A 25,029-nucleotide genomic window follows, 5' to 3' on the forward strand; every position below is an offset into this window, starting at 1 on the left:
AAACGTACAGCCGGATTGATCCGGCTGATCAGACCTGTAGTTTTAGCTCCCCTGAGGTTACCCAACAAACGACCTTTAAGAGAGATATCATTCCGTTTATTCATGCTGCGAATTGCTGGTAAGAAAGAAACAAGAAAAAGGACAAGCCATGCTGAATAAACGCTACCTGCCGTCGATCACCGCACTGCAGTGTTTCGAGGCCGTGACCCGGCATTTGAGCTTCACCCGGGCCGCCGAAGAACTGAACCTGACCCAGAGCGCCGTCAGCAAACAGGTCGCGCAACTCGAAGAGTTGCTGCAGCACCTGCTGTTCCGCCGGGTGCGTCGACGCCTGCAAATGACGCCGGCCGGTGATTTGTACCTGGTGGAAGTACGAAAAATCCTCACCCAAGTCGAGATGTCGACCCATTACCTGCGCTCCTACGGCGGTGACACCGAAGTCTTGCGCGTTTCCACACCGCCGACGTTCGGTGCGCGCTGGCTGGTGCCACGCTTGAAAGGCTGGCGCCTGCGCCACCCGTCGATCCATCTCGACCTGTGCAGTGAGCAGGAAGCTGACGATTTGCTGCAAGGTCGTAGTGACCTGGCGTTCTACTTCGGCCAAGGCTCACGTCCCGGCACCGAATGCCTGAAATTGTTCAGCGAAGAGCTGGTTCCTGTGTGTGCACCGGGCAGCCTGCCTGACACGCCGTTCACCGATCCTACCCAACTCACCGACCTGGTCCTGCTGCAAAACGCCTCGCGCCCACAGGCCTGGCACGACTGGTTCGACAGCCAGGGCTACCACACCGAACACAGCTACCACGGCCCGCGCTTCGAAACCTTTTATATGTGTATCCGCGCGGCCCAGGTCGGCTGTGGCGTGGCGCTATTGCCACGTTTTCTGGTGGAGGAGGAATTGGCCGACGGCAAACTGATCATTCCCTGGAAGCATGCAATGCCCAGCAGCGATGCCTATTACCTGGCGTATCCGGAGCATTCGGCGGAGGTGCCCAAGGTGAGGGATTTTGTGAAGTGGATGCTGGAGCAGATTGATAGCCCGGACATACCGTAAATTCAGGGTTACACCCAATCCCTCTGGGAGCGAGCTTGCTCGCGAAGGGGCCGGCACATTCAACATCAATATTGACTGGCACTACGCTTTCGCGAGCAAGCTCGCTCCCACAGGGAGCGGCTGCGATCTAAAAAAACGCTGGCAAAGCGGGCAGCTGATATGCGCCACTAGCCCTCTTCATTGAAACAGCTGCAACGTCGCTGCCACGAGCAGCGGCCAGCCAGGAGAACCCCATTATGAGCGAGAGTGTGTTTGCCGATCGCATCGTGCAGAACCTGCTCGACACCGACTTCTACAAACTGACGATGATGCAGGCGGTGCTGCATAACTACCCGAACGTAGAAGTTGAATGGGAGTTTCGTTGCCGTAACAGTGAAGATTTGCGCCCGTACCTGGCGGAGATCCGTTTCCAGATCGAGCGCCTGGCCGAGTTGAGCCTGACCGCCGACCAGTTGAGTTTCATGGAGCGCATCAGTTTCATGAAGCCTGACTTCCTGCGTTTTCTCGGATTGTTCCGCTTCAACCTGCGCTACATCCACACTGGAATCGAAAACGGCGAGCTGTTCATTCGTCTGCGCGGGCCGTGGTTGCATGTGATCCTGTTCGAAGTGCCGCTGTTGTCGATTGTCAGCGAAGTACGCAATCGCTACCGCTACCGCGAAATCGTTCTGGAACAGGCCCGCGAGCAGCTCTATCGCAAGTTCGACTGGCTGACCGCCAATGCCAGCAGCGATGAATTGTCCGAATTGCAGGTAGCCGATTTCGGCACTCGCCGTCGCTTCTCGTACCGGGTGCAGGAAGAAGTGGTGAACGTGCTCAAGCACGATTTCCCCGGACGTTTCGTCGGCACCAGCAATGTGCATTTGTCCCGGGAACTGGACATGAAACCACTGGGCACCATGGCCCACGAGTGGATCATGGCGCACCAGCAACTCGGCCCACGGCTGATCGACAGCCAGATTGCCGCCCTCGATTGCTGGGTTCGTGAATATCGCGGCTTGTTGGGGATCGCCCTGACCGATTGCATCACCACCGACGCATTTCTCAACGATTTCGATCTGTACTTTGCCAAGCTCTTCGACGGCCTGCGCCACGATTCCGGGGATCCCGTGATCTGGGCAGAAAAAGCCATCGCCCACTATCACAAGCTCGGCATCGACCCGATGAGCAAGACGTTGGTGTTCTCGGACAGCCTGACGCTGCCCAAGTCGCTGGAAATATTCCGGGCGTTACACGGTCGGATCAATGTCAGCTTCGGTATCGGCACCAACCTGACGTGCGATATTCCAGGTGTCGAACCGATGAGCATCGTGCTTAAAATGGCAGCCTGCAACGGCCAACCGGTGGCAAAAATCTCCGACGAGCCAGGCAAGACTCAATGCAAAGACCCGAATTTCGTCGCCTATTTGCGACACGTTTTCAAAGTTCCTGCCGCCCTTTCCAGCACATTAAGCAAGGAGTGAATTCATGCAAGCCGTACAGCGTGAGATTGCTGAGCAGCTCAAGGTTCAACCGCCATTCGCCGACCAGGCCGCCCTCGAGGCTGAAATTGCTCGGCGTATCACCTTTATCCAGGATTGCCTGGTCGATTCCGGGCTCAAGACTTTGGTATTGGGCATCAGCGGTGGTGTCGATTCCCTGACGGCCGGCCTGCTGGCCCAACGCGCCATGCGTGAGCTGCGCACCCGTAGCGGCGACGACAGCTACAAGTTCATCGCCGTGCGCCTGCCGTACGAAACCCAGTTCGATGAACACGACGCCCAGGCCTCAGTGGATTTCATCGCCCCGGATGAGCGTCATACCGTGAACATCGGCCCGGCTGTCAAATCCCTGGCCAATGAAGTCGCAGCGTTCGAAGGCAAGCACGCCGTCTCGGTGGACTTCGTTCTCGGCAACACCAAGGCGCGGATGCGCATGGTCGCCCAATACACCATCGCGGGTGCGGCCCATGGCCTGGTGATCGGCACCGACCATGCAGCGGAAGCGGTGATGGGGTTCTTCACCAAATTCGGTGATGGCGCCTGCGACCTGGCACCGCTTAGCGGTCTGGTGAAAAACCAGGTTCGGGCCATCGCCCGCCGTTTCGGCGCGCCGGAATCGCTGGTGGAAAAAATCCCGACCGCCGACCTGGAAGACCTGTCGCCCGGCAAACCGGACGAAGCATCCCATGGTGTGACGTATGCCGAAATCGATGCGTTCCTGCACGGAGAGCCAGTGCGTGAGGAAGCGTTCAAGATCATCTGCGACACGTACAAAAAGACCCGCCACAAGCGTGTGATGCCGTTTGCACCGTGATTCTGCCCCTGTAGGAGCGAGCTTGCTCGCGATGGACTCAAGAACGCAGCGTTTAGCCAGTAAACACGCGTTATCGTTAACGACCATCGCGAGCAAGCTCGCACAGTGGACCGATTACTTCAGGGTAACCGTGCCTTTCATCATCGAGATGTGGCCAGGGAACGAGCAGAAGAAGCCGTAGGCTTCGCCAGCGGCCAGTTTCGACACGTCGAAGGTCACCGAGTCTTTTTCGCCAGCGCCAATGACTTTGGTGTGAGCGATGATGCGAGCATCACCTTCTTTCAAGTAGTTCTTGTCGATGCCGGCGCTCAGGCCGTCGGTGGCGATCGGCTGCATGTCAGCTTCTTTGCTCAACACCCAGTTATGACCCATGACAGTTTTCGGCAAGCTGCCCGAGTGGGTCAGCTCCACCGTGAATGTCTTGCAGCTCTTGTCGATTTCAATGGCCTTTGTGTTGTAGGACATTTGGTCAGTGGAATCGACGGTGGTCTTGCACTCGGCAGCCATCAATTGACTGCTGGCCAGTGTCAACAGGGATACCGCAACAAGTTTGGCAAACATGGTGAATCTCCAAGACGGGGTTAACAAAAATGCGAATGGACAGAAGACTGCCTGAAAACTTCGCAAGTTCCTATGACCTGAATCAAAAATTGTATACAACTTTCGGGCTATGGCCCCTATCGAAACAATCTACCAGCCAGATGTCTAGAGCGGCCCTATCATCAGGTCGTACTACTCATCTGGAGCGACTGTCATGCCCATTAACAGTCTGTTGTGCAGTTTGCTCGCCGCCTATGCCTGTGGCGCCAGCGGCACCTGCGAAACACCCCAACGCGAAGTTTAGACCTTGGAACGCTGCGTGCCTGCCTTTACTCTGTTGCCATCCTGACCATGGAGCAAGGCATGTCTTTAACGTCTGTTTGTGTATTTTGCGGGGCCAGCACCGGCACCAACCCGGCTTATCGTGAAGCGGCTGTCGCCCTCGGGCGAGCATTGGCCGAGCGCAAGTTGACCCTGGTCTATGGCGGCGGCGCTGTCGGGCTGATGGGGATCGTAGCCGATGCCGCACTGGCGGCGGGCGGTGAAGTGATCGGGATCATCCCGCAAAGCCTCAAAGACAAGGAAATCGGCCACAGCGGCCTGACTCGACTGGAAGTGGTCGATGGTATGCATGCGCGCAAGGCGCGAATGGCCGAACTCAGCGACGCCTTCATCGCACTGCCCGGCGGCCTGGGCACGCTGGAAGAGCTGTTTGAAGTCTGGACATGGGGCCAGCTCGGTTACCACGGCAAACCGCTCGGTCTGCTGGAAGTGAACGGCTTTTACAGCAAGTTGACTGCTTTTCTTGATCATATCGTCGGCGAAGGCTTCGTTCGCGAACCACACCGTGACATGCTGCAAGTGAGCGAATCGCCGCAAACCCTGCTCGATGCCCTGGACGCCTGGCAGCCCTCGGTCCAGCCAAAATGGGCCGAGCAAAAACCCAGCTAACGGCTCGGCACCGATACAGGGCAGAATATGCGCCGCTCAACCTCACCTTCGACCCCAGAGGATCGCCCATGGCTAAACCTAATTATTCCTTCGCCAAACGTCAGAGAGACTTGGCCAAGGAGCAGAAGAAAGAGGAAAAGCTTCAGCGCAAGAAAGCTACAGCTGAAGAAGAAGCCGCCGCACTGAACCCCGATGCAGAAGGTGAAGTGGCCGCAGAAAGTGATGTTGAAGCACCGAAAGATCAGGCGCCCGACGCCTGAGACCCTCAGGGCCCGATGATCTGATCAGGCCCACCGGATCTGTGTCCAGGGTCAGCAGAACCTTTGCTGACCCTCACAGGCCAATCTGAAGTCCCCCCACATTCCTCCGTGTAGGAGCGAGCTTGCTCGCGATGAACCTGAGAGCGCCTGGGTATCAGGCCTGGCAGCGTTATCGTTGACGACCGTCGCGAGCAAGCTCGCTCCTACAGTTATTCCAGTGGCATTACCGTGACACGGACCTCCGGGTCGTGGTTACCGCCCCCCAGAATCACCCCCCGCAATGGCGAAACATCAGAGAAATCCCGGCCCCAGGCCAGGGTGATGTGTTCCAGCGCTGGCTGCACATTGTTCGTCGGATCAAAGTCGACCCAGCCCAGTACCGGGCAAAATACTGAAACCCAGGCATGCGACGCATCGGCACCAATCAATCGGGGCTGGCCCGGCGGCGGCTGAGTCAACAGATAGCCGCTGATGTACCGCGCGGCCAAACCCCGGGAGCGCACGCACGCGAGCATCAGGTGAGCAAAGTCCTGACAGACGCCGCGCCGACGCTCCAGCACTTCCACCAATGGCGTGGCCACTTGGGTCGCCTCGGCATCGAAGGTGAATTCGCTGAAAATCTTCTCCATCAACGCCTGAACCCCTAGCAGCAATGGCCGGGCAGGTGGAAAACAGCTTTCGGAAAAATCGACGAAGTTGCGCTTCAAATGCACATAAGGCGACTCGAACCGATATCGGCAAGCATCAAGTATCGCGGGTGAAAGCGGCTGACTGCTGTACGTCAGCGCATTGCGGGTTTCTTCCCATGCCGGCGATTGACTGAAATCCAGGGTTGGCCTGGCCAGCACTTCGACCGTGAGGCTGGCATTGACCAGCAATTCATCGTGCGGCCGCTCAAACGCCAGCCGGGTCAGCGGATTGCCAAACACGTCCAGCTCGTCCCGGCGCGAGGTCGGGTCCGGACTGATCTGCAGTTGCTGTGCGGTGCAGCGCTGCCAGGCGCAGGGCCGTGGCCACAGATGCGCCAATTGCTGGGCCAGGGACACCGGGCTGTCGTAGTGATAATGGGTGTCGTGGAAGATCTGGTAATGAGCACTCATCAGACGGACACCGTGCGCTGGCTGACATCATCGACATGGGCGAAATGACGCAACGCCAGGCGATCCGACACTTGGCCACTGGCATCGGCAATTTCTTGCAGCAGATCGGCCAAGCCATTGATGGCCGCGCGCACGCTGGCTTCGCCGAACAGCGGGTTTTCCAGACAGCCCAAGTCGAATCGCGCCAAGCGCTCCACCAGCGGTGACAGGCCAGCTTCGCGCGGCACGCCAAAGTCGTCGTTCAACCGTTTAAGGGTGCGGGTCACCAGTTTCAACTGGAACAACACGGCATGCGGGTTTTGTTCGTCGAGCAGCAACAGGTCGAGCACCGGAATCAATTGAGCCACCGCCAAATACCGCGAACGGTAGGTGATGCTGCTGTTACCCAGCTCCAGCAGCCACTCCAGCCCGGCCTGATCGAAAGCACCGGCACCGCGCAAAAACGCCGCCAGGCTGCCACTGAGAAACTGCAACCGCTCGATCCGTCGTCCGATCATCAGGAAGCGCCAACCTTCGTCCCGGGTCATATCGTCCAGGGCAAAACCGGACAGCGCCGCCAGGGACATGACCAGCCGATTGAGGAAGTCCAGCAACTCGCCGAAATCCGGTTCTTCGGTTTCCAGTTCCATGGCTTCGCGCTGCAACTCCACCAGCGCCTGCCAGTTTTCCCGGGAAAGTTTGCCTCGCACCTGCGAGGCCGCCCATTGCAAGCGCTGCAGGTTGGAACGCAGGCTGAACGGCCAGTCATCGCCCAGAAGTGCCGCCAGTAACCGCTCCGGCAAGTCACCTTCATCGGGCAGCAACATCAGCCGCTCACCGAGATCGACCGCCGCCTCCAGGGCTTGCGGGTCATCGCCATCGACGTACCGCGCCAGCATGATCCGCAGCAGACGCGCGCTGTCATCGCAGCGCTCGCAGTAACGGCCGAACCAGAACAGGTTTTCCACCACCCGCGAGGGCAGATAGGGATCGCGCCGCACCAGATCGTGGACGCCAATGTTGCGCTGGGCTTTCCACTGCTCACCGCTTGGTGGACGATCGCCCAGCACCCAGGTGTCCTTGCTCGCGCCGCCGCGCTGCATCGACACCACTTCGGCATCCGCCTCGGCGGCCACTCGGGTCAGGCCACCGGGCAGTACCCGATAACCTTCCTGACTGGCCACTGCATACATGCGCATGCCAATGGCCCGGGGTTGCAGCTGACCATCCTCGGCCTGCCAGATCGGCGCCTGTGACAACTGCGCAAGTTCTTGCGCAACATAGGCGTATGGCCGGGCTTGCATGCGTTCTGCCAGGACTTGTCGCTGTTTTTCACTTAAATCACGGCCAAACACCGGAGCAAAGCTTTGCGAGGGGAATGCGGGTTTGATCAACAATTCCGGCAGTTTTTCCAGGGCCTGTGCAAGCACCGGCGCTTCGCCACACCACCAGGTGGCGATGGACGGCAGGATCAGTTCTTCACCGAACAGGAACTGATTGATCCTCGGCAGAAAACCCAGCAAACCCGGCGACTCCAGCACACCGCTGCCCAAGGCATTGGCCACCAGCACCCGTCCCTGACGCACGGCTTCGAGCAGGCCCGGCACGCCAAGGGCCGAGTCGGTGCGCAGCTCCAGCGGATCGCAGAAGTCATCGTCGAGCCGACGCATGATCGCGTGGACCCGCCGTAAGCCGCTCAGGGTTTTCAGGTACACCGTGGCATCCCTGACGGTCAGGTCCCCGCCCTCCACCAACGGATAACCGAGCTGGCGCGCCAGATAGAGATGTTCGAAATAGCTTTCGTTGAACCGTCCCGGCGTCAACAACACGATCAGTGGCGCTTCGGCGTCGCTCGGGGCCTGGCGGGCCAGGGTTTCCTGAAGCGTGCGGAAGAACCCGGCCAGGTGCTGCACCTTTAGATCGCGGTACAACTCGGGAAAGGCGCGGGACACAATCGTCCGGTTTTCCAGCGCATAGCCGGCACCGGACGGCGCTTGAGTCCGATCTGCCGTGACCCACCAGCGACCGTCGGGCGTACGCGCCAGGTCCACCGCATACAGATGAAGAAAGGCCCCGTGAGGCGGCGTAATGCCCTGACAGGGCCAGAGGAAGTTGTTGTGACCAAATACCAGCTCAGCCGGCAGCAGACCTTCAGCGATCAAGCGCTGCGGCCCGTACAAGTCCGCCAACACCGCATTCAGCAGCCGGGCCCTCTGAGCGATGCCTGCGGACAATTGCGGCCATTCATCCGCGGCAATCACATGCGGCAGCAAGTCCAGCTCCCACGGCCGGTCGGCGCCCTTGGGGTCGGCGTAGACATTGTAGGTCACGCCGTTTTCCTGGATTTGCCGGGTCAGCAGTACCTGACGCTGCACCCGTTGCGCTGGCGTGCTGCGTTGCAATTGGTCGAACAGGCGCCGCCAATGCGGGCGCACGGCGCCGCTGTTGTCGAGCAGTTCGTGATAAGTACCCGCCGTCAGCGGGTAGCGGTCAAGCAGGTCAGGCATGGAATGCTCGGCAGACAGCAATGAACAGTCAGACTAGCGCAGGCTCATGACGCCCGGATAGACGAAAAATCCGAGCGTCGTGTACGGTTTAGAAACGTCGTAAATCGAGAGTCATTGGCAGCTCGTCGTTAATTTCCATCATCGGTATAGGAAGTTTCCCAGGGCTGTGTCCAATGCGGAAAAACCGCGCCATTCGCCGACTCTCGGCCTCGTTGGCGTTTACCGGCAAGCTGTCGTAATTGCGCCCGCCCGGATGGGCAACGTGGTACTGACACCCCCCCAGCGAGCGCTGCATCCAGGTGTCGAGCAGGTCGAACACCAGTGGCGCATGCACGGGGATCGTTGGTTGCAGGCAGTTGGCCGGTTGCCAGGCACGGAATCGCACACCGGCAACGAATTCGCCGACGCGCCCCGTGGGCTGCAATGGCACCGGAACCCCGTTGCACGTCAGCAAATAACGTTGCGGCGGCAGGCCGCTGAGTTTCACCTGCAAACGTTCAAGGGATGAATCGACGTAACGCACCGTGCCGCCGACCGCGCCTTCCTCGCCCAGCACATGCCAAGGCTCCAGCGCCTGGCGCAATTCCAGTTCGATGCCGCTGACGGCGTAATCGCCGACCTTGGGAAAACGAAATTCCAGATGCGCCGCGAACCACTCGGCGCGCACGGGATAACCTGCGGCGTTGAGGTCGACGATGACATCCGCGAAGTCCTGCTCAATGAAGTGCGGCAACAGAAACCGGTCATGCAGCTCGGTGCCCCAGCGCGCCAGTTTCGGCGGCGCATAGGGCTCGCGCCAGAACCGCGCGACCAGCGCCCGCAGTAACAACTGTTGCGCCAGGCTCATGCGCGCATGGGGCGGCATTTCAAAGGCGCGCAGTTCCAGCAATCCAAGGCGCCCCGTCGCGCCATCCGGCGAATAGAGCTTGTCGATGCAAAACTCGGCGCGATGGGTGTTGCCCGTGACGTCGATCAGCAGGTTACGCAGGAGCCGATCCACCCGCCACGGCGGGCATTCCTCGCCCGGTTCAGGCATTTGCGCAAAAGCGATTTCCAGCTCATATAACGCATCGTTGCGCGCTTCATCGACGCGCGGCGCCTGGGACGTCGGGCCGATGAACAATCCGGAAAACAGATAAGACAAGGACGGGTGGTTATGCCAGTAGCTGATCAGGCTGCGCAGCAAGTCCGGCCGACGCAAAAACGGTGAATCGGCCGGTGTCGCACCACCCAGGACGAAATGATTACCGCCGCCGGTGCCGGTGTGCCGGCCATCGATCATGAATTTCTCGGTGGTCAGGCGGGTCTGGCGCGCCTCTTCGTAAAGGAATTCGGTGCGCTCGACCAGCTCATCCCACGTGGCGGACGGTTGTACATTGACCTCGATCACACCCGGGTCGGGCGTAATGCGAAAATTGCTCAAGCGCGGATCGCTCGGCGGCTCATAGCCTTCCAGCAACACCGGGCAATTGAGCTCCTGAGCCGTGGCCTCGATTGCGCTGACCAGTTCCAGATAGTCCTCGACCCGCTCCAGTGGCGGCATGAACAAATACAACCGCCCTTCCCGCGCTTCCGCGCAGAATGCGGTGCGCGTCAGCCAGTCGGCGGACTCGTCGATCTTCGGCGCACGCTCTTGCGCAATCGCAGGCTCACCCTGGCTTTGCAGTTGCGCAGTGTCGGGCAACGGTGGGAGATCCTGATTCGGGTCCACAGGATGAATGAACGGATACTCCGCCGCTTTCACCCACGGCTGCGAGCCGAGCGGCAAGCGATAACCCAGTGGCGAATCCCCAGGCACCAATCGGCAATGCTCGTCGCGCAGATACCAGCGACCACTTTGCCATTGATCGCCCTTGGCGGTACGCGCCAGCGGCAGAACCTGGCCGATGACTTTATCCAGGCCTTGGCTGAAGACTTTGCGTAAACGCGCACGCTCAAGCGGTTCTTCCAGACGCGAATCTTCGGCGCTGACGTTCTGCGGCAACGTCCCTTCGCGCCAGAGGTAGTAGAAGTTGTCTTCGTAAGCCGGAAACACAAATCGTGTCGGAATTTTCAGGCGTTCGGCAACGCTCGCGAGAAAACGCCCCGCCAGTTCGCCATCGGCGCCGTAGTCTTCCTGCTCGTTGGCGATCAGCGCGCTGTTGTGCCAGATCGGCACGCCGTCGCGGCGCCAGTAGCCGTTCAGCGACCAGCGTGGCAGTTGTTCGCCGGGGTACCACTTGCCTTGACCAAAATGCACCAGCCCCTTGGGGGCATAACGCTTGCGCATGCGCTGGAACAATTCGGCGGACAGGCGACGTTTATCTGGCCCGAGTGCCGCTGTGTTCCATTCGGCGCCGTCCGGGTCGTCGATGGACACGAAGGTCGGTTCCCCGCCCATGGTCAGGCGCACGTCGCCCTCCAGCAGGTCGGCATCGATTTGCCGCCCCAGCGCCTGAATCGCCAGCCACTGATCTTCTGTGTAGGGCTTTGTGACGCGTGGCGCCTCCCAAATCCGCTCCACGGACATCTCATGGCTGAATTCGCACTCGCAGGGCTCGACCAAGCCGCTGATCGGTGCCGCAGAGCCCGGATCGGGACTGCACGCCAACGGAATGTGTCCTTCACCGGCAAACAGCCCTGAGGTCGCATCCAGGCCGATCCAGCCGGCACCGGGCAAGTAGACCTCGCACCAGGCATGCAAGTCCGTGAAGTCGACGTCAGTGCCCGACGGACCGTCGAGGCTTTTGACGTCGGCGGTCAGCTGGATCAGGTAGCCGGAGACGAAACGCGCCGCCAGCCCGAGGTTGCGCAGCAGTTGCACCAGCAACCATGCCGAATCGCGGCAGGAGCCGGAGGCTTGTTCGAGGGTGTGTTCGGGCGTTTGCACACCCGGCTCCATGCGGATCAGGTAGCCGATGTCGTCACTCAAACGCTGATTGAGCGCGACGAGAAAGTCCACGCTGGGCAGCGGCGTGCGGTCGATGCCATCCAGATAGGCCTTGAACTTCGGCGTCAGGGGCAAGGTTTCGAGGTACGGCGCCAGCTCCTTGCGCTCATCGGCGGCGTAGGTGAAAGGGATTTTTTCGGCGTAGGGCTCGAGGAAGAAGTCGAACGGGTTGAAGACCGCCATCTCTGCCAGCAGATCGACTTCAATCCGCAGCTCATCGGTTTTCTCAGGAAACACCAACCGCGCCAGGTAATTACCTTGGGGGTCCTGTTGCCAGTTGATGAAATGCTGCTCCGGCGAGACCTTCAGCGCATAGGACAGTATCCGCGTGCGACTGTGGGCGGCCGGGCGCAAGCGAACGATCTGCGGACCAAGCTCGACGGCGCGGTCGTAACGGTAATGCGTGACATGGTGCAATGCGACATGGATCGACACGGCGTGCCTCCTGCGAGCCTGGGCGTATTCGAAAGCGCGCAAGACTTATGCCATCCAGCGGCGCTGGCGCTTTCTCCGGTTGCTAGGGGCAGTACAGCACCAAAATCGGGCGATGCGGGAAATTGGTTGGGCGCGATTGCACGAAAATGTGGCGAGGGGGAGCCGCCAGCCAGGTTTTGCGGCGGCTGTACCGGCCTTTTCGCGAGCAGGCTCGCTCCCACAGTGGATTGCCGTTCGCCGCAGATCTCCTGTGGGAGCGAGCCTGCTCGCGAAGAGGCCAGTAGCCGGTGCAATGGCGGCCCTGAAGCGCAAAACGCCAACCCGAAGGTTGGCGTTCTGTTTAGCTCAAGCGAGGTTTAGCGCGGCACAACCGGCTTGCGTGCAGGCTTGGGCCCTTTGCCTTTGGCCGCGTCCTTGCGCTCCTTGGCCGCCTGCTGGTTGCGGGCGAACGCCGCAGCCTTGGCCTGTTCACGCTTGTCCCACGGGTTGCCGCCGTCACTGGCTCGCGGTGGCAGGCCAGTATGTTGGGTCAGGATTTTGGTGGTTTTCTCACCGGCTACTTTGTGGCTACCGGCGGGCGTCGAGTTCTTGCGACGGGCGCTCTGGTAGCTGTCGGTCGCTGGCTGATGCAGCGGGATCAACTGGTTCTTGCCCGGCCCGATCAGGTCGGCGCGGCCCATGCGGGTCAGCGCTTCCCGCAACATCGGCCAGCCTTTCGGGTCGTGATAACGCAAGAACGCCTTGTGCAGTCGACGCTGCTCCTCGCTCTTGACGATGGTCACGGCGTCGCTCTTGTAAGTGACCTTACGCAGCGGGTTCTTGCCCGAGTGGTACATCGCGGTGGCGGTGGCCATCGGCGACGGATAGAACGCCTGCACCTGGTCGGCACGGAAGCCGTTGCCCTTGAGCCACAGGGCCAGGTTCATCATGTCTTCGTCGGTGGTGCCCGGGTGGGCAGCGATGAAGTACGGAATCAGGTACTGCTCTTTCCCGGCTTCCTTGGAGTACTTCTCGAACATGCGCTTGAACTTGTCATAGCTGCCAATGCCCGGTTTCATCATCTGGTTGAGCGGACCTTCCTCGGTGTGTTCCGGGGCGATCTTCAGGTAACCACCGACGTGGTGAGTCACCAGCTCCTTGACGTATTCCGGCGACTCGACCGCGAGGTCGTAGCGCAGGCCGGAAGCGATCAGGATCTTCTTCACACCCGGCAATGCACGGGCGCTGCGATACAGCTGGATCAGCGACGAGTGGTCGGTGTTCAAGTTCGGGCAGATGCCGGGGAACACGCACGACGGCTTGCGGCACGCGGATTCGATTTCCGGGGTCTTGCAGGCGATGCGGTACATGTTCGCGGTCGGGCCGCCGAGGTCGGAAATGACGCCGGTAAAGCCTGGCACTTTGTCGCGGATCTCTTCGATTTCGCGAATGATCGACTCTTCGGAACGGTTCTGGATGATCCGGCCTTCGTGCTCGGTGATCGAGCAGAAGGTGCAGCCGCCGAAGCAGCCACGCATGATGTTTACCGAGAAGCGGATCATGTCGTAGGCCGGAATCTTTTCCTTGCCGTACGCCGGGTGCGGAATGCGCGCATAGGGCATGCCGAACACGTAGTCCATTTCTTCGGTGGTCATCGGAATCGGCGGCGGGTTGAACCAGACGTCGACTTCGCCATGCTTCTGCACCAGCGCACGGGCGTTGCCCGGGTTGGTTTCCAGGTGAAGCACGCGGTTGGCGTGAGCATAAAGAACCGCGTCACCACGGACTTTCTCAACCGACGGCAGACGAATCACGGTCTTGTCGCGAGTCATCTTCGGGCTGGCCAGGATCTGCACGACCTTGGCTTCGCTCGGATCCTCAACCGGACCTTTTTCCTGCTCGATGGCGCAAGCCTGGGTGTCCTGGGTGTTCACGTACGGGTTGATGATCTTGTCGACCTTGCCCGGACGGTCGATGCGCGTCGAGTCGACTTCGTACCAGTCTTTCGGCGTATCGCGACGGATGAACGCGGTGCCGCGCACGTCGGTGATGTCTTCGATCTTGTGCCCGTAGGACAGACGTTGGGCGACTTCGACGATCGCACGCTCGGCGTTGCCGTACAGCAAGATGTCGGCGCAGGCGTCGATCAGGATCGAGTTACGCACCCGGTCCTGCCAGTAATCGTAGTGAGCGATGCGGCGCAGGGACGCTTCGATGCCACCGAGCACGATGGGCACGTGATTGTAGGCTTCCTTGCAGCGCTGGCTGTAAACCAGGCTCGCACGGTCCGGACGTTTGCCCGCCAGGCCACCGGGGGTGTAGGCGTCATCGGAACGGATTTTCTTGTCGGCGGTGTAGCGGTTGATCATCGAGTCCATGTTGCCGGCCGCGACACCGAAGAACAGGTTCGGCTCGCCGAGCTTCATGAAGTCGTCTTTGGATTGCCAGTTCGGCTGGGCAATAATCCCGACGCGGAAGCCCTGGGACTCCAGCAGCCGGCCGATGATCGCCATGCCGAACGACGGATGGTCAACGTAGGCATCACCGGTGACGATGATGATGTCGCAAGAATCCCAGCCAAGCTGATCCATCTCCTCCCTGCTCATCGGCAGGAATGGCGCTGGACCGAAACATTCGGCCCAGTACTTGGGATAGTCAAATAACGGCTTGGCTGTTTGCATGACGATGACCGGTGTTGAGATGAAAAATCGCGGGCGCGGAATATAGCACAAAAAATAACCAATTCCGACGGCTATAGTCGGAAATCGGTGTCGCCCTCATTCGCGGGCAAGCCTCGCTCCTACAAGTTCGCGCATCCCCCTGTAGGAGCGAGGCTTGCCCGCGAAGAGGCCCGACCAGACGCCGAATAACTTACTCGTCGTCGAAATTGTAGCTGCCCGGTGCGAGGTTTTCGAAGCGGGTGTACTTGCCGATGAATGCGAGTCGCGACGTACCGATCGGACCGTTCCGCTGCTTGCCGATGATGATCTCGGCAATGCCTTTGTGCTCGGTTTCCGGGTGATACACCTCATCCCGATACACGAACATGATGACGTCGGCATCCTGCTCGATGGCTCCGGATTCCCGGAGGTCGGAGTTGATCGGACGTTTGTTCGGTCGTTGCTCCAGGGAGCGGTTGAGCTGAGACAACGCCACCACCGGGCAGTTGAATTCCTTGGCCAGGGCCTTCAAGGAACGGGAGATCTCGGAAATTTCGTTGGTCCGATTGTCACCGCCCGAACCCGGGATCTGCATCAATTGCAGGTAGTCGATCATGATCAGGGCCACATCACCGTGCTCACGCACCAGACGCCGGGTCCGCGCGCGCATCTCCGACGGGCTGATGCCGGCCGTATCGTCGATGAACAGCTTGCGATCGTTGAGCAGGTTGACCGCCGAAGTCAGGCGCGGCCAATCGTCGTCGTCGAGGCGACCGGCCCGGACCTTGGTCTGGTCGATACGGCCGAGCGACGACAACATACGCATGATCAGCGATTCGCCTGGCATTTCCAGCGAGTAGACCAGTACGCACTTGTCGCTACGCAACACCGCGTTTTCTACCAGGTTCATCGCAAAGGTGGTTTTACCCATGGATGGACGGCCGGCGACGATGATCAGGTCGGATGGTTGCAAGCCACTGGTCATTCCGTCGAGGTCGGTGTAACCGGTGGACAGGCCGGTAATGGCGTTGTCGGTGTTGAACAAGGTGTCGATGCGGTCGATGGCCTTGGTCAACAGGTCATTCACGCTCACCGGGCCGCCGGTTTTTGGCCGGGCCTCGGCGATCTGGAAGATTTGGCGTTCGGCCTCGTCAAGAATCTCTTCAGCGGAGCGGCCTTCTGGGTTGAAGGCACTGTCGGCAATTTCGGAGGCAATGCCGATCAATTGCCGCAAGGTAGCCCGCGCGCGGACGATCTGGGCATAGGCCTTGATGTTGGCGACGGACGGCGTGTTCTTTGCCAGCTCACCGAGGTAACCGAGGCCGCCGACTTGAGAGGTCTGACCTTCCTTGTCCAATTGCTCGGCAAGGGTCACGACATCGATGGGGGAGTTCTGGTCGGCGAGTTTGGCGATCGCCCGAAAAATCAAACGGTGGTCATGCCGATAGAAATCGCCATCCGACACTTGATCCAACACGCGTTCCCAGGCGTTGTTGTCCAGCATCAAACCACCGAGTACAGCCTGTTCGGCCTCGATGGAATGCGGCGGAACCTTCAGGGCAGCGGTTTGCAGATCGTATTGCTCGGGAGCGGAGATATCGTTCATGGCCACTTGATTCTTGGTGATAAAAAGCAGGGGGTTCAGAAAGACAAAGGGCACGACCTGTAAACAGGATCGTGCCCGATGTTACCGGCAAGCACCCGAGGGTGCCAGCCGACAAGTGCTGCTTAAGCTGCTACCACGACAACGCGTACGGTGGCTTCAACTTCGGCGTGCAGGTGCACGGCTACGTCGAATTCGCCTACGTTGCGGATGGTGCCGTTCGGCAGACGAACTTCGCTTTTTGCAACTTCAACGCCAGAGGCGGTCAGTGCATCAGCGATGTCGTGAGTACCGATCGAACCGAACAGCTTGCCTTCGTCACCGGCGGTGGCAGTGATAGTCACTTCCAGCTCAGCCAGTTGGGCGGCACGGCTTTCAGCCGAAATTTTACGGTCTGCTGCGGCTTTTTCCAGCTCAGCGCGACGCTCTTCGAACGCAGCCAGGTTGGCAGCGGTCGCAGCGGTAGCTTTGCCGTAAGGCAGCAGGTAGTTACGACCGTAACCAGCCTTAACGTTCACTTTGTCACCCAGGTTGCCCAGGTTGGTGACTTTTTCCAGAAGGATCAGTTGCATGTGAAAATCCTCTTAACTTTTAACCTTCACCGTTCGCGTTATCGGCGTCTTTCGGCGCCGAACGACCGCGAAAATCAATCAGGCTGTCGACGATGGCCAAGACCACCAGCAACGGATAGATCAGCTGCATAAACAGCAACAGCGTGACGTACAACCCCACCAGCCAGAACCTGGCCAGTCGCTTTTGCGCCACCAGCCCGTGAATCAGGGCCAGCCCGGCGAACACCAGCGGTACACTGCACAACGGCGTCAACATGGCCATCTGTGGACCGATGTTCGGCCCCAGAAGCATGAACGCCAGCAGCAACATCGCCAGCCCCAGCGGGAATCGGATGGCGCGAAACTCGCGACCAAAACCACCCGGGTTGTACAACAACGCCTGCCAGTAGCGCCCGACAATCAGGCTCAGCACACTGACGATTTGTAACAAGGCCGCAATCAGGCCGGTCAGGACCGGTGCAATCAGGGACGCAAAATGCGCTTGCTCATCTACCGATAACTTCTCGTAGACATCACCGAGAAGCGACGGCATGACTTTTATCAAAGCCTGCGCCAGCATCTCGATTTGGGGACCAAAAGCCGTCCCCAGCACCACTGAAAACACCACTCCCATCGCTATGCTGACCAGCAGCACGCGGTTCCAGGACTCGCTTGCGCGCAAAACCAACGCAAGGCTCCAAGACCCCAGCAACACCAGAAGTGCGCGTGGGTCATCGGCGTAAAGCCACCAGATCAATGCCGGCAGCAGTCCCAGAGCAAGAACACCGAGGGCGTCCTTCAATCCGCGCCGCAGGAGCACAAGGCATCCAGCGGCAGCACCCAACCAATACAACAACGGCAACGTTACACATCCAGCCACTACGAGAGTGGCCTGCATACGGCCTCGCATGATGAACTCAGCTATGGCGCGCATGCATTCAATCCTTTGCTACGTGTCGACTGCCCGGTCTCAGCGGCCGTGGCTGTCGGTGTAGGCCAGCAGGGCCAGGAAGCGGGCGCGCTTGATAGCGGTGGCCAGCTGACGCTGATAACGAGCTTTGGTACCGGTGATGCGGCTTGGAACGATTTTGCCGGTCTCGGATACGTAGGCTTTCAGAGTGTTGAGATCTTTGTAATCGATCTCTTTCACGTCTTCAGCGGTGAAGCGGCAGAATTTACGACGACGGAAGAAACGTGCCATGTAATAGGCTCCTCAAAAGGTCCGTGGATTACTCGTCAGCGTTATCGCTGTTGTCGCTGTCATCACTGTCAGCGCTTTCAGCGCCTTCGTGCTCAGGACGGTCGCGACGCTCACGGCGCTCACTGCGGTTTTCTTCAGCCTTGAGCATCTCGGATTGGCCGGTAACGGCTTCTTCGCGACGGATGACCAGGTTACGGATCACTGCATCGTTGTAGCGGAAGTTGTCTTCCAGCTCGGCCAGGGCCTTGCCAGTGCACTCAACGTTCAGCATCACGTAGTGAGCCTTGTGAACATTGTTGATTGCGTAGGCCAGTTGACGACGGCCCCAATCTTCCAGACGGTGGATTTTGCCGCCGTCTTCTTCGATCAGCTTGGTGTAACGCTCTACCATGCCGCCGACTTGCTCGCTTTGATCCGGGTGGACCAAAAAGATGATTTCGTAATGACGCATGAATGCTCCTTACGGGTTGTAGCCTGCCGCTCAAAAGCGGTCAGACAAGGAGTGAATGACACTTATGGACTTGCTTGCGAGAGACACATGCGTGCCTGCCGTCACAGCAAGGGGCGCAATTGTAGAGAAGGGACGATAGAGGTGCAAGGCAATTGGTGATTATTTGAACAATCACTGATCTTCCCCCAGACACAAAACACTGTGGGAGCGAGCCCGCTCGCGAAGGGGGTACGACATTCAACATTGATGCTGAATGTTACTCCGCTTTCGCGAGCAGGCTCGCTCCCACAGGGATTACAACCGGATCAGGACTTTTTGGCGGTTCCGGCGGCTTTGACGCCGCGCTGGCGCAAGGCCTCGAACAGGCAAACGCCAGTCGCCACGGACACGTTGAGACTGCTGACGCTGCCCGCCATCGGCAGATGCACCAGATAATCGCAAAGATCGCGAGTCAGGCGACGCATGCCGCTGCCTTCCGCGCCCATGATCAGGATGGTCGGGCCGGTCATGTCGTGCTGATACAGACTCTGCTCAGCCTCGCCCGCCGTACCGACGACCCACAAACCACGCTGCTTGAGCTTTTCGAGGGTGCGCGCCAGGTTGGTCACCGCGACCAACGGAATCACTTCCGCCGCGCCGCAGGCAACTTTACGTACCGTCGGGGTCAAGGTGGCTGACTTGTCCTTCGGAACAATCACCGCCAACGCGCCTGCCGCATCGGCAGAACGCAGGCAAGCACCGAGGTTATGCGGATCGGTCACGCCGTCGAGCACCAGCAGAAGCGGTGCGCCTTCAGTGCGATCGAGCAATTCGTCGAGCATTGCCTCCCCCCAGACCTGGCTCGGACTCACGTCCGCCACCACGCCCTGGTGCACGCCCTCAACCCAGGCATCCAGCTCACGGCGCTCGGCCTGGCCGACGGCCACGCGATTTTCAGCTGCAAGCTCGATCAGCGTCTGAACCCGCGGATCACTGCGGCCTTCAGCCAGCCAGATCTGCTTGACGCGCTTCGGATGGTGACGCAGCAATGCTTCTACCGCATGCACGCCGTAGATCTTTTCCAACTGACTCATGACTTGGCCTTAGGTTTACGCACTCCGCCGCTTTTGGCGGCCGGAGCAGAACCCGCTTTTGGCGGGCCTTTACGGTGTTTGCTCGGTTTGGCTGGCTTGCCGCCGGGGGCCTTGTCAGGCGCCGACCGTCCGGTCTTTCCCCCAGACGCCGCTTTACCGCCGCTTTTCGCTTCAGACAACAACGCCTGCTTCATTTCACGGCTTTTGCGCAGCTCGGCATTTTTCGCCGCCGCATCGCTCGGGCGATAGGCCTCGACAGCTTTTTCCTTGGCCGGACGACGACCGGTTTTAGCCGGGGCCGGCTCTGCTGCAGCAGCGGCTTTAGCAGCAGGGGCAGCGGCTTCAGTCCCGCGCTTCTTGCGGCCAATCGGCGCGCTGATGGTTTTTTCAGCCATCTCGAAGTCGATCTTGCGCTCGTCGAGGTCGACGCGCATCACGCGCACTTCAACGGTGTCGCCAAGGCGGAAGCTGCGACCGGTGCGCTCACCGGCCAGGCGGTGGTGCACAGGATCGAAGTGGTAGTAATCGCCCGGCAGCGCGGTGACGTGCACCAAGCCTTCGACATAAATGTCTGTCAGCTCGACGAACAGGCCAAAACCGGTCACGGCGGTAATCACACCCGGGAACGATTCGCCCACGCGATCTTTCATGAACTCGCACTTGAGCCAGTTCACCACGTCGCGGGTCGCTTCGTCGGCACGGCGCTCGCTCATTGAGCATTGCTCGCCGAGTTGCTCCAGGGCCGCTTCGTCGTACGGGTAGATCCGCGCTTTCGGAATGGTCATCGCGCCGGCACGACGAACGTGCGGCGTGTCCTGCTTGGAGTGGATGACGCTGCGGATCGCCCGGTGCGTGAGCAAGTCCGGGTAGCGGCGGATCGGCGAGGTGAAGTGGGTATAGGCTTCGTAATTCAGGCCGAAGTGGCCCTGGTTATCGGCGCTGTATACCGCCTGACTCAACGAACGCAGCATGACGGTCTGGATCAGGTGGAAATCCGGACGGTCCTTGATGCTCGCCAGCAGTGCCTGGTAATCCTTCGGCGACGGGCCGTCCTTGCCTTTGTGCAGGGACAGGCCGAGCTCGCCAAGGAAGGCGCGCAGTTTTTCCAGACGCTCCGGCGGCGGGCCATCGTGAACGCGATACAACGCAGGGATTTCGTGTTTTTTCAGGAATTCAGCGGTGGCCACGTTGGCCGCCAGCATGCATTCCTCGATCAGCTTGTGCGCATCGTTGCGCACGGTCGGACGGATTTCGGCAATCTTGCGCTCGGTCCCGAAGATGATCCGGGTTTCCTGCGTTTCGAAATCGATCGCGCCACGCACGTGACGGGCGGCCAGCAGCACCTTGTACAGCGCGTAAAGCTGCTTGAGGTGCGGCAGAACGTCGTTGTACTCGCCACGGAGCTGACGCGCCTCGGTGAGTTTCGGCGTTTCCAGCATGGCGCTGACCTTGTTGTAGGTCAGGCGAGCGTGGGAGTGAATGACCGCTTCGTAGAAGCAGTAGTCGGTCATCTCGCCGGTTTTGGAGATGGTCATCTCGCAAACCATGGCCAGGCGATCAACATGCGGATTCAGCGAGCACAGGCCATTGGACAGCTGCTCAGGCAGCATCGGCACCACGCGCTCAGGGAAGTACACCGAGTTGCCGCGAACCTGGGATTCGTTATCCAGTGCCGAACCGATTTTCACGTAGCTGGAAACGTCGGCAATCGCCACGTACAACTTCCAGCCACCCGAGAACAGGCGCAACTTGCCCGGCCTGGATTCGCAATAAACCGCGTCGTCGAAGTCGCGAGCGTCTTCGCCGTCGATGGTCACGAACGGCAGATGGCGCAGGTCGATGCGCTTCTCTTTGTCTTTTTCTTCGACTTCCGGCTTGAGCTTGGCGGCTTCTTTCAGCACGGCCTCAGGCCAGACGTGAGGAATATCGTAAGTGCGCAGGGCGACATCGATTTCCATGCCCGGCGCCATGTAGTTACCCACGACTTCGACCACATCGCCTTGCGGCTGGAAGCGTGGCGTCGGCCAGTGAGTGATCTTCACTTCGACGAATTGACCAATCTGGGCGTTGGCGTTGCGGCCCGGAGTGACCAGCACTTCTTGCTGGATCTTCGGATTATCGGCAACCACGAAGCCGATACCGCCCTCTTCGAAGTAGCGACCGACGATGGTTTCGTGGGCACGGGACACCACTTCGACGATCATGCCTTCGCGGCGACCACGACGGTCCAGGCCGGAAACACGGGCCAGGGCGCGATCGCCATCGAACACCAGGCGCATTTGCGCCGGGCTCATGAACAGGTCGTCACTGCCATCGTCCGGCACCAGGAAGCCGAAGCCGTCACGGTGACCGCTGATGCGACCCAGGATCAGGTCGAGCTTGTCCACCGGCGCATACGTGCCGCGACGGGTATAGATGAGTTGAGCATCGCGCTCCATGGCGCGCAGGCGGCGACGCAGGGCTTCGATCTGGTCTTCTGTGGTCAGACCAAACTCTTCAACCAGCTGCTCGCGGTTAGCAGGCGAACCTCGATCAGCAAGGTGCTGAAGGATCAATTCGCGGCTAGGAATAGGGTTTTCATATTTTTCCGCTTCACGAGCGGCCTCGGGATCGAGGGACTGCCAATCGGCCATTAGAGAGTTTTCACCTTGTCTATATGCGGGTTAGTTTGGCATAGGCGTAATGAAACGGGAAATTTCAGGCTATGACAGCCCTTCTAAAGCCCTTTATCGGCAGCGCAACGCTGAATTAAATGCCACTGGTACTATTTTTCAGGTTTTTTCGATGCCGGGGGTTTACAGTTTAAAAGACGCTCCGTATAGTGCGCGCCATCGACGACGCAGACGCATGTCGATACTGCCCAGATGGTGAAATTGGTAGACACGCCAGCTTCAGGTGCTGGTGACCGCAAGGTCGTGGAAGTTCGAGTCTTCTTCTGGGCACCAATTTCGAGCTTGAGATTAGAACAATTTCAAGGCTCACACAAAAACCCGCGAAAGCGGGTTTTTTGCATTCTAGGGTTCTGATTTATTAAAACTAAATCAGGGGTTTACAGATCAAAAAGCTCTCCGTATAGTGCGCCACATCAACAGCGGCAACGCTGAAGATTATGCCCAGATGGTGAAATTGGTAGACACGCCAGCTTCAGGTGCTGGTGACCGCAAGGTCGTGGAAGTTCGAGTCTTCTTCTGGGCACCAATTCAAATTCAAGGTCACGATCTTGAATTTCACAGAAACCCGCGAAAGCGGGTTTTTGCGTTTCTGACGTTTAAAAAAACAACATGCCCTCTGTAGGCGCGAGCTTGCTCCAGGCGGCGCATTTTTCCAAGCAATACGCGTCATCGTTCACGCCCATCGCGAGCAAGCTCGCTCCTACATGGAGTGCGCATTCCAATGCGGGAGCGAGCCTGCTCGCGAAGGGGCCAGCACAACCAGTAAAATCCTAAGCCCTGAACTGCCCCAGGCTCGCCTTCAACTGCGCGGCCAAGCCATCCAGCACCTTGCCGCTGGCGGTGGTTTCCACCACCGCCTGAGCCGCTTTCTCAGCCTGTGCATGAATCGTCTCGACCCGACCCCGCACCGCTTGCGCACCTTGCGCCTGATGCGCCGCTGCCTGAGTCGCCAGGCCAATCGCCGCGTGCACTTGCTCAACCGATGTCTGCACCGACTGCTGCAGCCGCGCACTGTCACGCAGCACCAGCAAGCCTTCGCTGGCCTGACGCCCGGCCTGACCAATCGCTGCCACTGCCTCACGCGCGCCTTGCTGCAAGGCAACGATGTGCGCCTGAATATCGCCCGTGGAGCTTTGCGTCTTGCTCGCCAACGCCCGCACTTCGTCAGCCACCACCGCAAACCCGCGACCGGTCTCACCGGCACGCGCCGCTTCGATGGCCGCATTCAGCGCCAGCAAGTTGGTTTGTTCGGCGATCCCGTGAATCACCGTCAGCACCACTTCAATCTGTTCACTTTGCTGCGCCAGTCGCTCGATGACTTTCGCCCCGGTATCAACCTGCCCGGCCAGCGCTTCGATCAGGCTGCCGACTTTCGCCGACGTCCGGGTGTTTTCATCGGTAGCCGAACGAATGTCCACCACTTGCTGCAACGCCGCCTGCATGGCGTGGCTTTCTGACTGCGCATCATCAGCCATCTGCGACAACGCGCGCAGGCTCTCGGCCACTTCATCGCGCTGCATGCCCGCCGCCGCATCGGCCCCGGCGTTGCGCAGGGTCATGGCGCCAATTTCCACACCGGTACGCTGGGCCACATCGCCAGCCTCTCGCACGATTGGTTGCAACTTATCCACAAAGCGATTGACCGCCGAGGCCATGTCGCCGATTTCATCTTTGCTGTTGATCTGCACACGCTTGGTCAGATCGCCCTCGCCTGCCGCCAGGTCATCCATCGCGGCAATGAGCATTTTCAGGCGATTAACAACACGACGACCCAGCACCACGGCCAACAACAGCAACACGCCGCAACCGACCAACGCCAGGCCCATACCGATGCGCCAGCGCAACGTGGCTGCCGCTTCCTGTACGGTACTGGTCGTGTTGGCTTGCATGTCAGCGGCCGTGGTCTGTGCCGACTGCAGACGCGCACGCATTGCTGTGGCGCTGTCAGCCGCCGCGCCTTTGAGGCTGTCGCCGACCAGTTGATCACTGCTGGCGATCAACGCCGAGAAACGCTTGTCGAGGGCCGCAAGATCGGTTTCCACCGAGGCGGTCGATACGCCCATCAAGACCTTGCCAATCTCCACGCCATTGGGGCTGATCGAAGCTTCGATGTAGAAGACCGATGGATCGTTCTTCGCCGCATCCAGCACTTTGTCCAGCGCTCGATCGCCTTGCCCTTTTTCCAGAAGCGCCTGGTTGATCGGATTTTCCCGATTGAGATAGCGCGTCAGGTGCTGGCCCGTGGCGTCGTCATAGACCACGAACAACACACTGGGATTGCGCTGAGCCCGGCGGGCGAATTCGGAAAGGGTTGGAATGTCGCTGTCCCACATGGCGCGGGGTGCGACCGAGGCCAGAAGTTGCGCCATATCATTGGCGGAGTCTTTCAGGTCTTTTTCCAGCGTCGCACGCAACTGCGCCTGCTCGTCCTTTAACCGCGAGGACAAACCGACCGTGAGCCGCTGCCGAGTGCTGCTGGAGAGGCTATCGAGGCTCGACGTGACTTCGCGCCCCGCCTGCTCAAGCTCGCCAGAGAGTTTTTGACTGTCCGCACCCAGGCGCGTACCGAGATCGGCTTCCAGTGCAGTCACCGTGCTCCGGGTCAGAGCAACAGCCACCAGCACCTGCACCAAAAGAGCGATACCAAGGGTAACGAATACTGGCCGCAACAGACGGCTTTGTAACAGGGAGAGAACGGCCGACACTTAAAATCCCTCTGCTTTGGCGCCATTAAATTGATGGCACGCTGGGAAGCGATGCTTTTTTATAGATCACAGCAAAGGTCGTGC

General features: G+C 59.6%; 18 protein-coding genes and 2 tRNA genes. 7 read left to right on the forward strand and 13 right to left on the reverse strand.

Annotation, left to right across the window (positions count from 1 at the left end):
- Positions 1 to 148 precede the first annotated feature (148 nt).
- The 3 genes from ACM6IR_RS17840 (at position 149) to nadE (ending at position 3,349) form a co-directional block, all read left to right on the forward strand.
- Entirely contained in the window at positions 149 to 1,054 is a 906-nt protein-coding gene (locus tag ACM6IR_RS17840; RefSeq protein ID WP_414908921.1) for a LysR family transcriptional regulator, read from the forward strand.
- Between the two features lie 236 nt (positions 1,055 to 1,290).
- Positions 1,291 to 2,517 (forward strand): nicotinate phosphoribosyltransferase, encoded by a 1,227-nt coding sequence (gene pncB, locus ACM6IR_RS17845; protein ID WP_414908922.1) that lies wholly within the window; start codon positions 1,291 to 1,293, stop codon positions 2,515 to 2,517.
- A gap of 4 nt (positions 2,518 to 2,521) precedes the next feature.
- Entirely contained in the window at positions 2,522 to 3,349 is an 828-nt protein-coding gene (gene nadE, locus ACM6IR_RS17850) for an ammonia-dependent NAD(+) synthetase (protein WP_414908923.1), read from the forward strand.
- A gap of 114 nt (positions 3,350 to 3,463) precedes the next feature.
- Here nadE and azu read toward each other — a convergent pair whose 3' ends face one another.
- The gene (gene azu / locus ACM6IR_RS17855) at positions 3,464 to 3,910 is read right to left on the reverse strand and encodes an azurin (RefSeq protein WP_414908924.1); all 447 of its coding nucleotides are present in this window, start codon (positions 3,908 to 3,910) and stop codon (positions 3,464 to 3,466) included.
- Positions 3,911 to 4,252: 342 nt separating this feature from the next.
- Between azu and ACM6IR_RS17860 the strand changes: the two genes are divergently transcribed.
- Both ACM6IR_RS17860 and ACM6IR_RS17865 read left to right on the forward strand, forming a co-directional pair.
- Positions 4,253 to 4,840 (forward strand): TIGR00730 family Rossman fold protein, encoded by a 588-nt coding sequence (locus tag ACM6IR_RS17860; RefSeq protein ID WP_414908925.1) that lies wholly within the window; start codon positions 4,253 to 4,255, stop codon positions 4,838 to 4,840.
- Between the two features lie 68 nt (positions 4,841 to 4,908).
- Complete coding sequence (locus ACM6IR_RS17865) at positions 4,909 to 5,100, forward strand: hypothetical protein (protein WP_201115125.1); 192 nt, start codon at positions 4,909 to 4,911, stop codon at positions 5,098 to 5,100.
- A 209-nt stretch (positions 5,101 to 5,309) separates the two neighbouring features.
- On the opposite strand, the gene ACM6IR_RS17870 is transcribed toward ACM6IR_RS17865, so the two are convergent.
- The 11 genes from ACM6IR_RS17870 to rnr all read right to left on the reverse strand — a co-directional run bounded on the left by ACM6IR_RS17870 (position 5,310) and on the right by rnr (position 22,201).
- Positions 5,310 to 6,200, reverse strand: a complete 891-nt coding sequence (locus ACM6IR_RS17870; RefSeq protein WP_414908926.1) for a transglutaminase family protein — start codon at positions 6,198 to 6,200, stop codon at positions 5,310 to 5,312.
- Entirely contained in the window at positions 6,200 to 8,686 is a 2,487-nt protein-coding gene (locus tag ACM6IR_RS17875) for a circularly permuted type 2 ATP-grasp protein (protein WP_414908927.1), read from the reverse strand. Before ACM6IR_RS17875 ends, ACM6IR_RS17870 begins: the two co-directional genes overlap by 1 nt.
- A gap of 88 nt (positions 8,687 to 8,774) precedes the next feature.
- Positions 8,775 to 12,050, reverse strand: coding sequence for a DUF2126 domain-containing protein (locus ACM6IR_RS17880; RefSeq protein WP_414908928.1), 3,276 nt, complete (start codon positions 12,048 to 12,050; stop codon positions 8,775 to 8,777).
- A gap of 356 nt (positions 12,051 to 12,406) precedes the next feature.
- Entirely contained in the window at positions 12,407 to 14,710 is a 2,304-nt protein-coding gene (locus ACM6IR_RS17885; RefSeq protein ID WP_201115129.1) for a YgiQ family radical SAM protein, read from the reverse strand.
- Between the two features lie 190 nt (positions 14,711 to 14,900).
- Entirely contained in the window at positions 14,901 to 16,295 is a 1,395-nt protein-coding gene (gene dnaB, locus ACM6IR_RS17890) for a replicative DNA helicase (RefSeq protein ID WP_201115130.1), read from the reverse strand.
- A 122-nt stretch (positions 16,296 to 16,417) separates the two neighbouring features.
- Positions 16,418 to 16,864 (reverse strand): 50S ribosomal protein L9, encoded by a 447-nt coding sequence (gene rplI, locus ACM6IR_RS17895; protein WP_033055552.1) that lies wholly within the window; start codon positions 16,862 to 16,864, stop codon positions 16,418 to 16,420.
- Between the two features lie 19 nt (positions 16,865 to 16,883).
- Complete coding sequence (locus ACM6IR_RS17900) at positions 16,884 to 17,777, reverse strand: hypothetical protein (RefSeq protein ID WP_414908929.1); 894 nt, start codon at positions 17,775 to 17,777, stop codon at positions 16,884 to 16,886.
- 36 nt (positions 17,778 to 17,813) lie between these two features.
- Positions 17,814 to 18,044: a 30S ribosomal protein S18 gene (gene rpsR, locus ACM6IR_RS17905; RefSeq protein ID WP_002551829.1), complete on the reverse strand. Its 231-nt coding sequence runs from the start codon at positions 18,042 to 18,044 to the stop codon at positions 17,814 to 17,816.
- A gap of 28 nt (positions 18,045 to 18,072) precedes the next feature.
- Entirely contained in the window at positions 18,073 to 18,495 is a 423-nt protein-coding gene (gene rpsF / locus ACM6IR_RS17910) for a 30S ribosomal protein S6 (protein WP_003217491.1), read from the reverse strand.
- Positions 18,496 to 18,800: 305 nt separating this feature from the next.
- Positions 18,801 to 19,568: a 23S rRNA (guanosine(2251)-2'-O)-methyltransferase RlmB gene (gene rlmB, locus ACM6IR_RS17915; RefSeq protein WP_414908930.1), complete on the reverse strand. Its 768-nt coding sequence runs from the start codon at positions 19,566 to 19,568 to the stop codon at positions 18,801 to 18,803.
- Entirely contained in the window at positions 19,565 to 22,201 is a 2,637-nt protein-coding gene (rnr, locus tag ACM6IR_RS17920; protein ID WP_414908931.1) for a ribonuclease R, read from the reverse strand. Before rnr ends, rlmB begins: the two co-directional genes overlap by 4 nt.
- Positions 22,202 to 22,426: 225 nt before the next feature.
- Between rnr and ACM6IR_RS17925 the strand changes: the two genes are divergently transcribed.
- Positions 22,427 to 22,513: transfer RNA gene (locus ACM6IR_RS17925), tRNA-Leu, on the forward strand.
- Between the two features lie 166 nt (positions 22,514 to 22,679).
- A tRNA-Leu gene (locus ACM6IR_RS17930) sits at positions 22,680 to 22,766 on the forward strand.
- Between the two features lie 244 nt (positions 22,767 to 23,010).
- On the opposite strand, the gene ACM6IR_RS17935 is transcribed toward ACM6IR_RS17930, so the two are convergent.
- Positions 23,011 to 24,945 carry a methyl-accepting chemotaxis protein gene (locus tag ACM6IR_RS17935; protein WP_414908932.1) on the reverse strand — a complete coding sequence of 645 codons (1,935 nt, stop codon included), beginning with the start codon at positions 24,943 to 24,945 and terminating at the stop codon, positions 23,011 to 23,013.
- Between the last annotated feature and the right edge of the window lie 84 nt (positions 24,946 to 25,029).

It is taken from the genome of Pseudomonas sp. IT-P253 (genome assembly GCF_949768125.1).
GTDB lineage: Bacteria > Pseudomonadota > Gammaproteobacteria > Pseudomonadales > Pseudomonadaceae > Aquipseudomonas.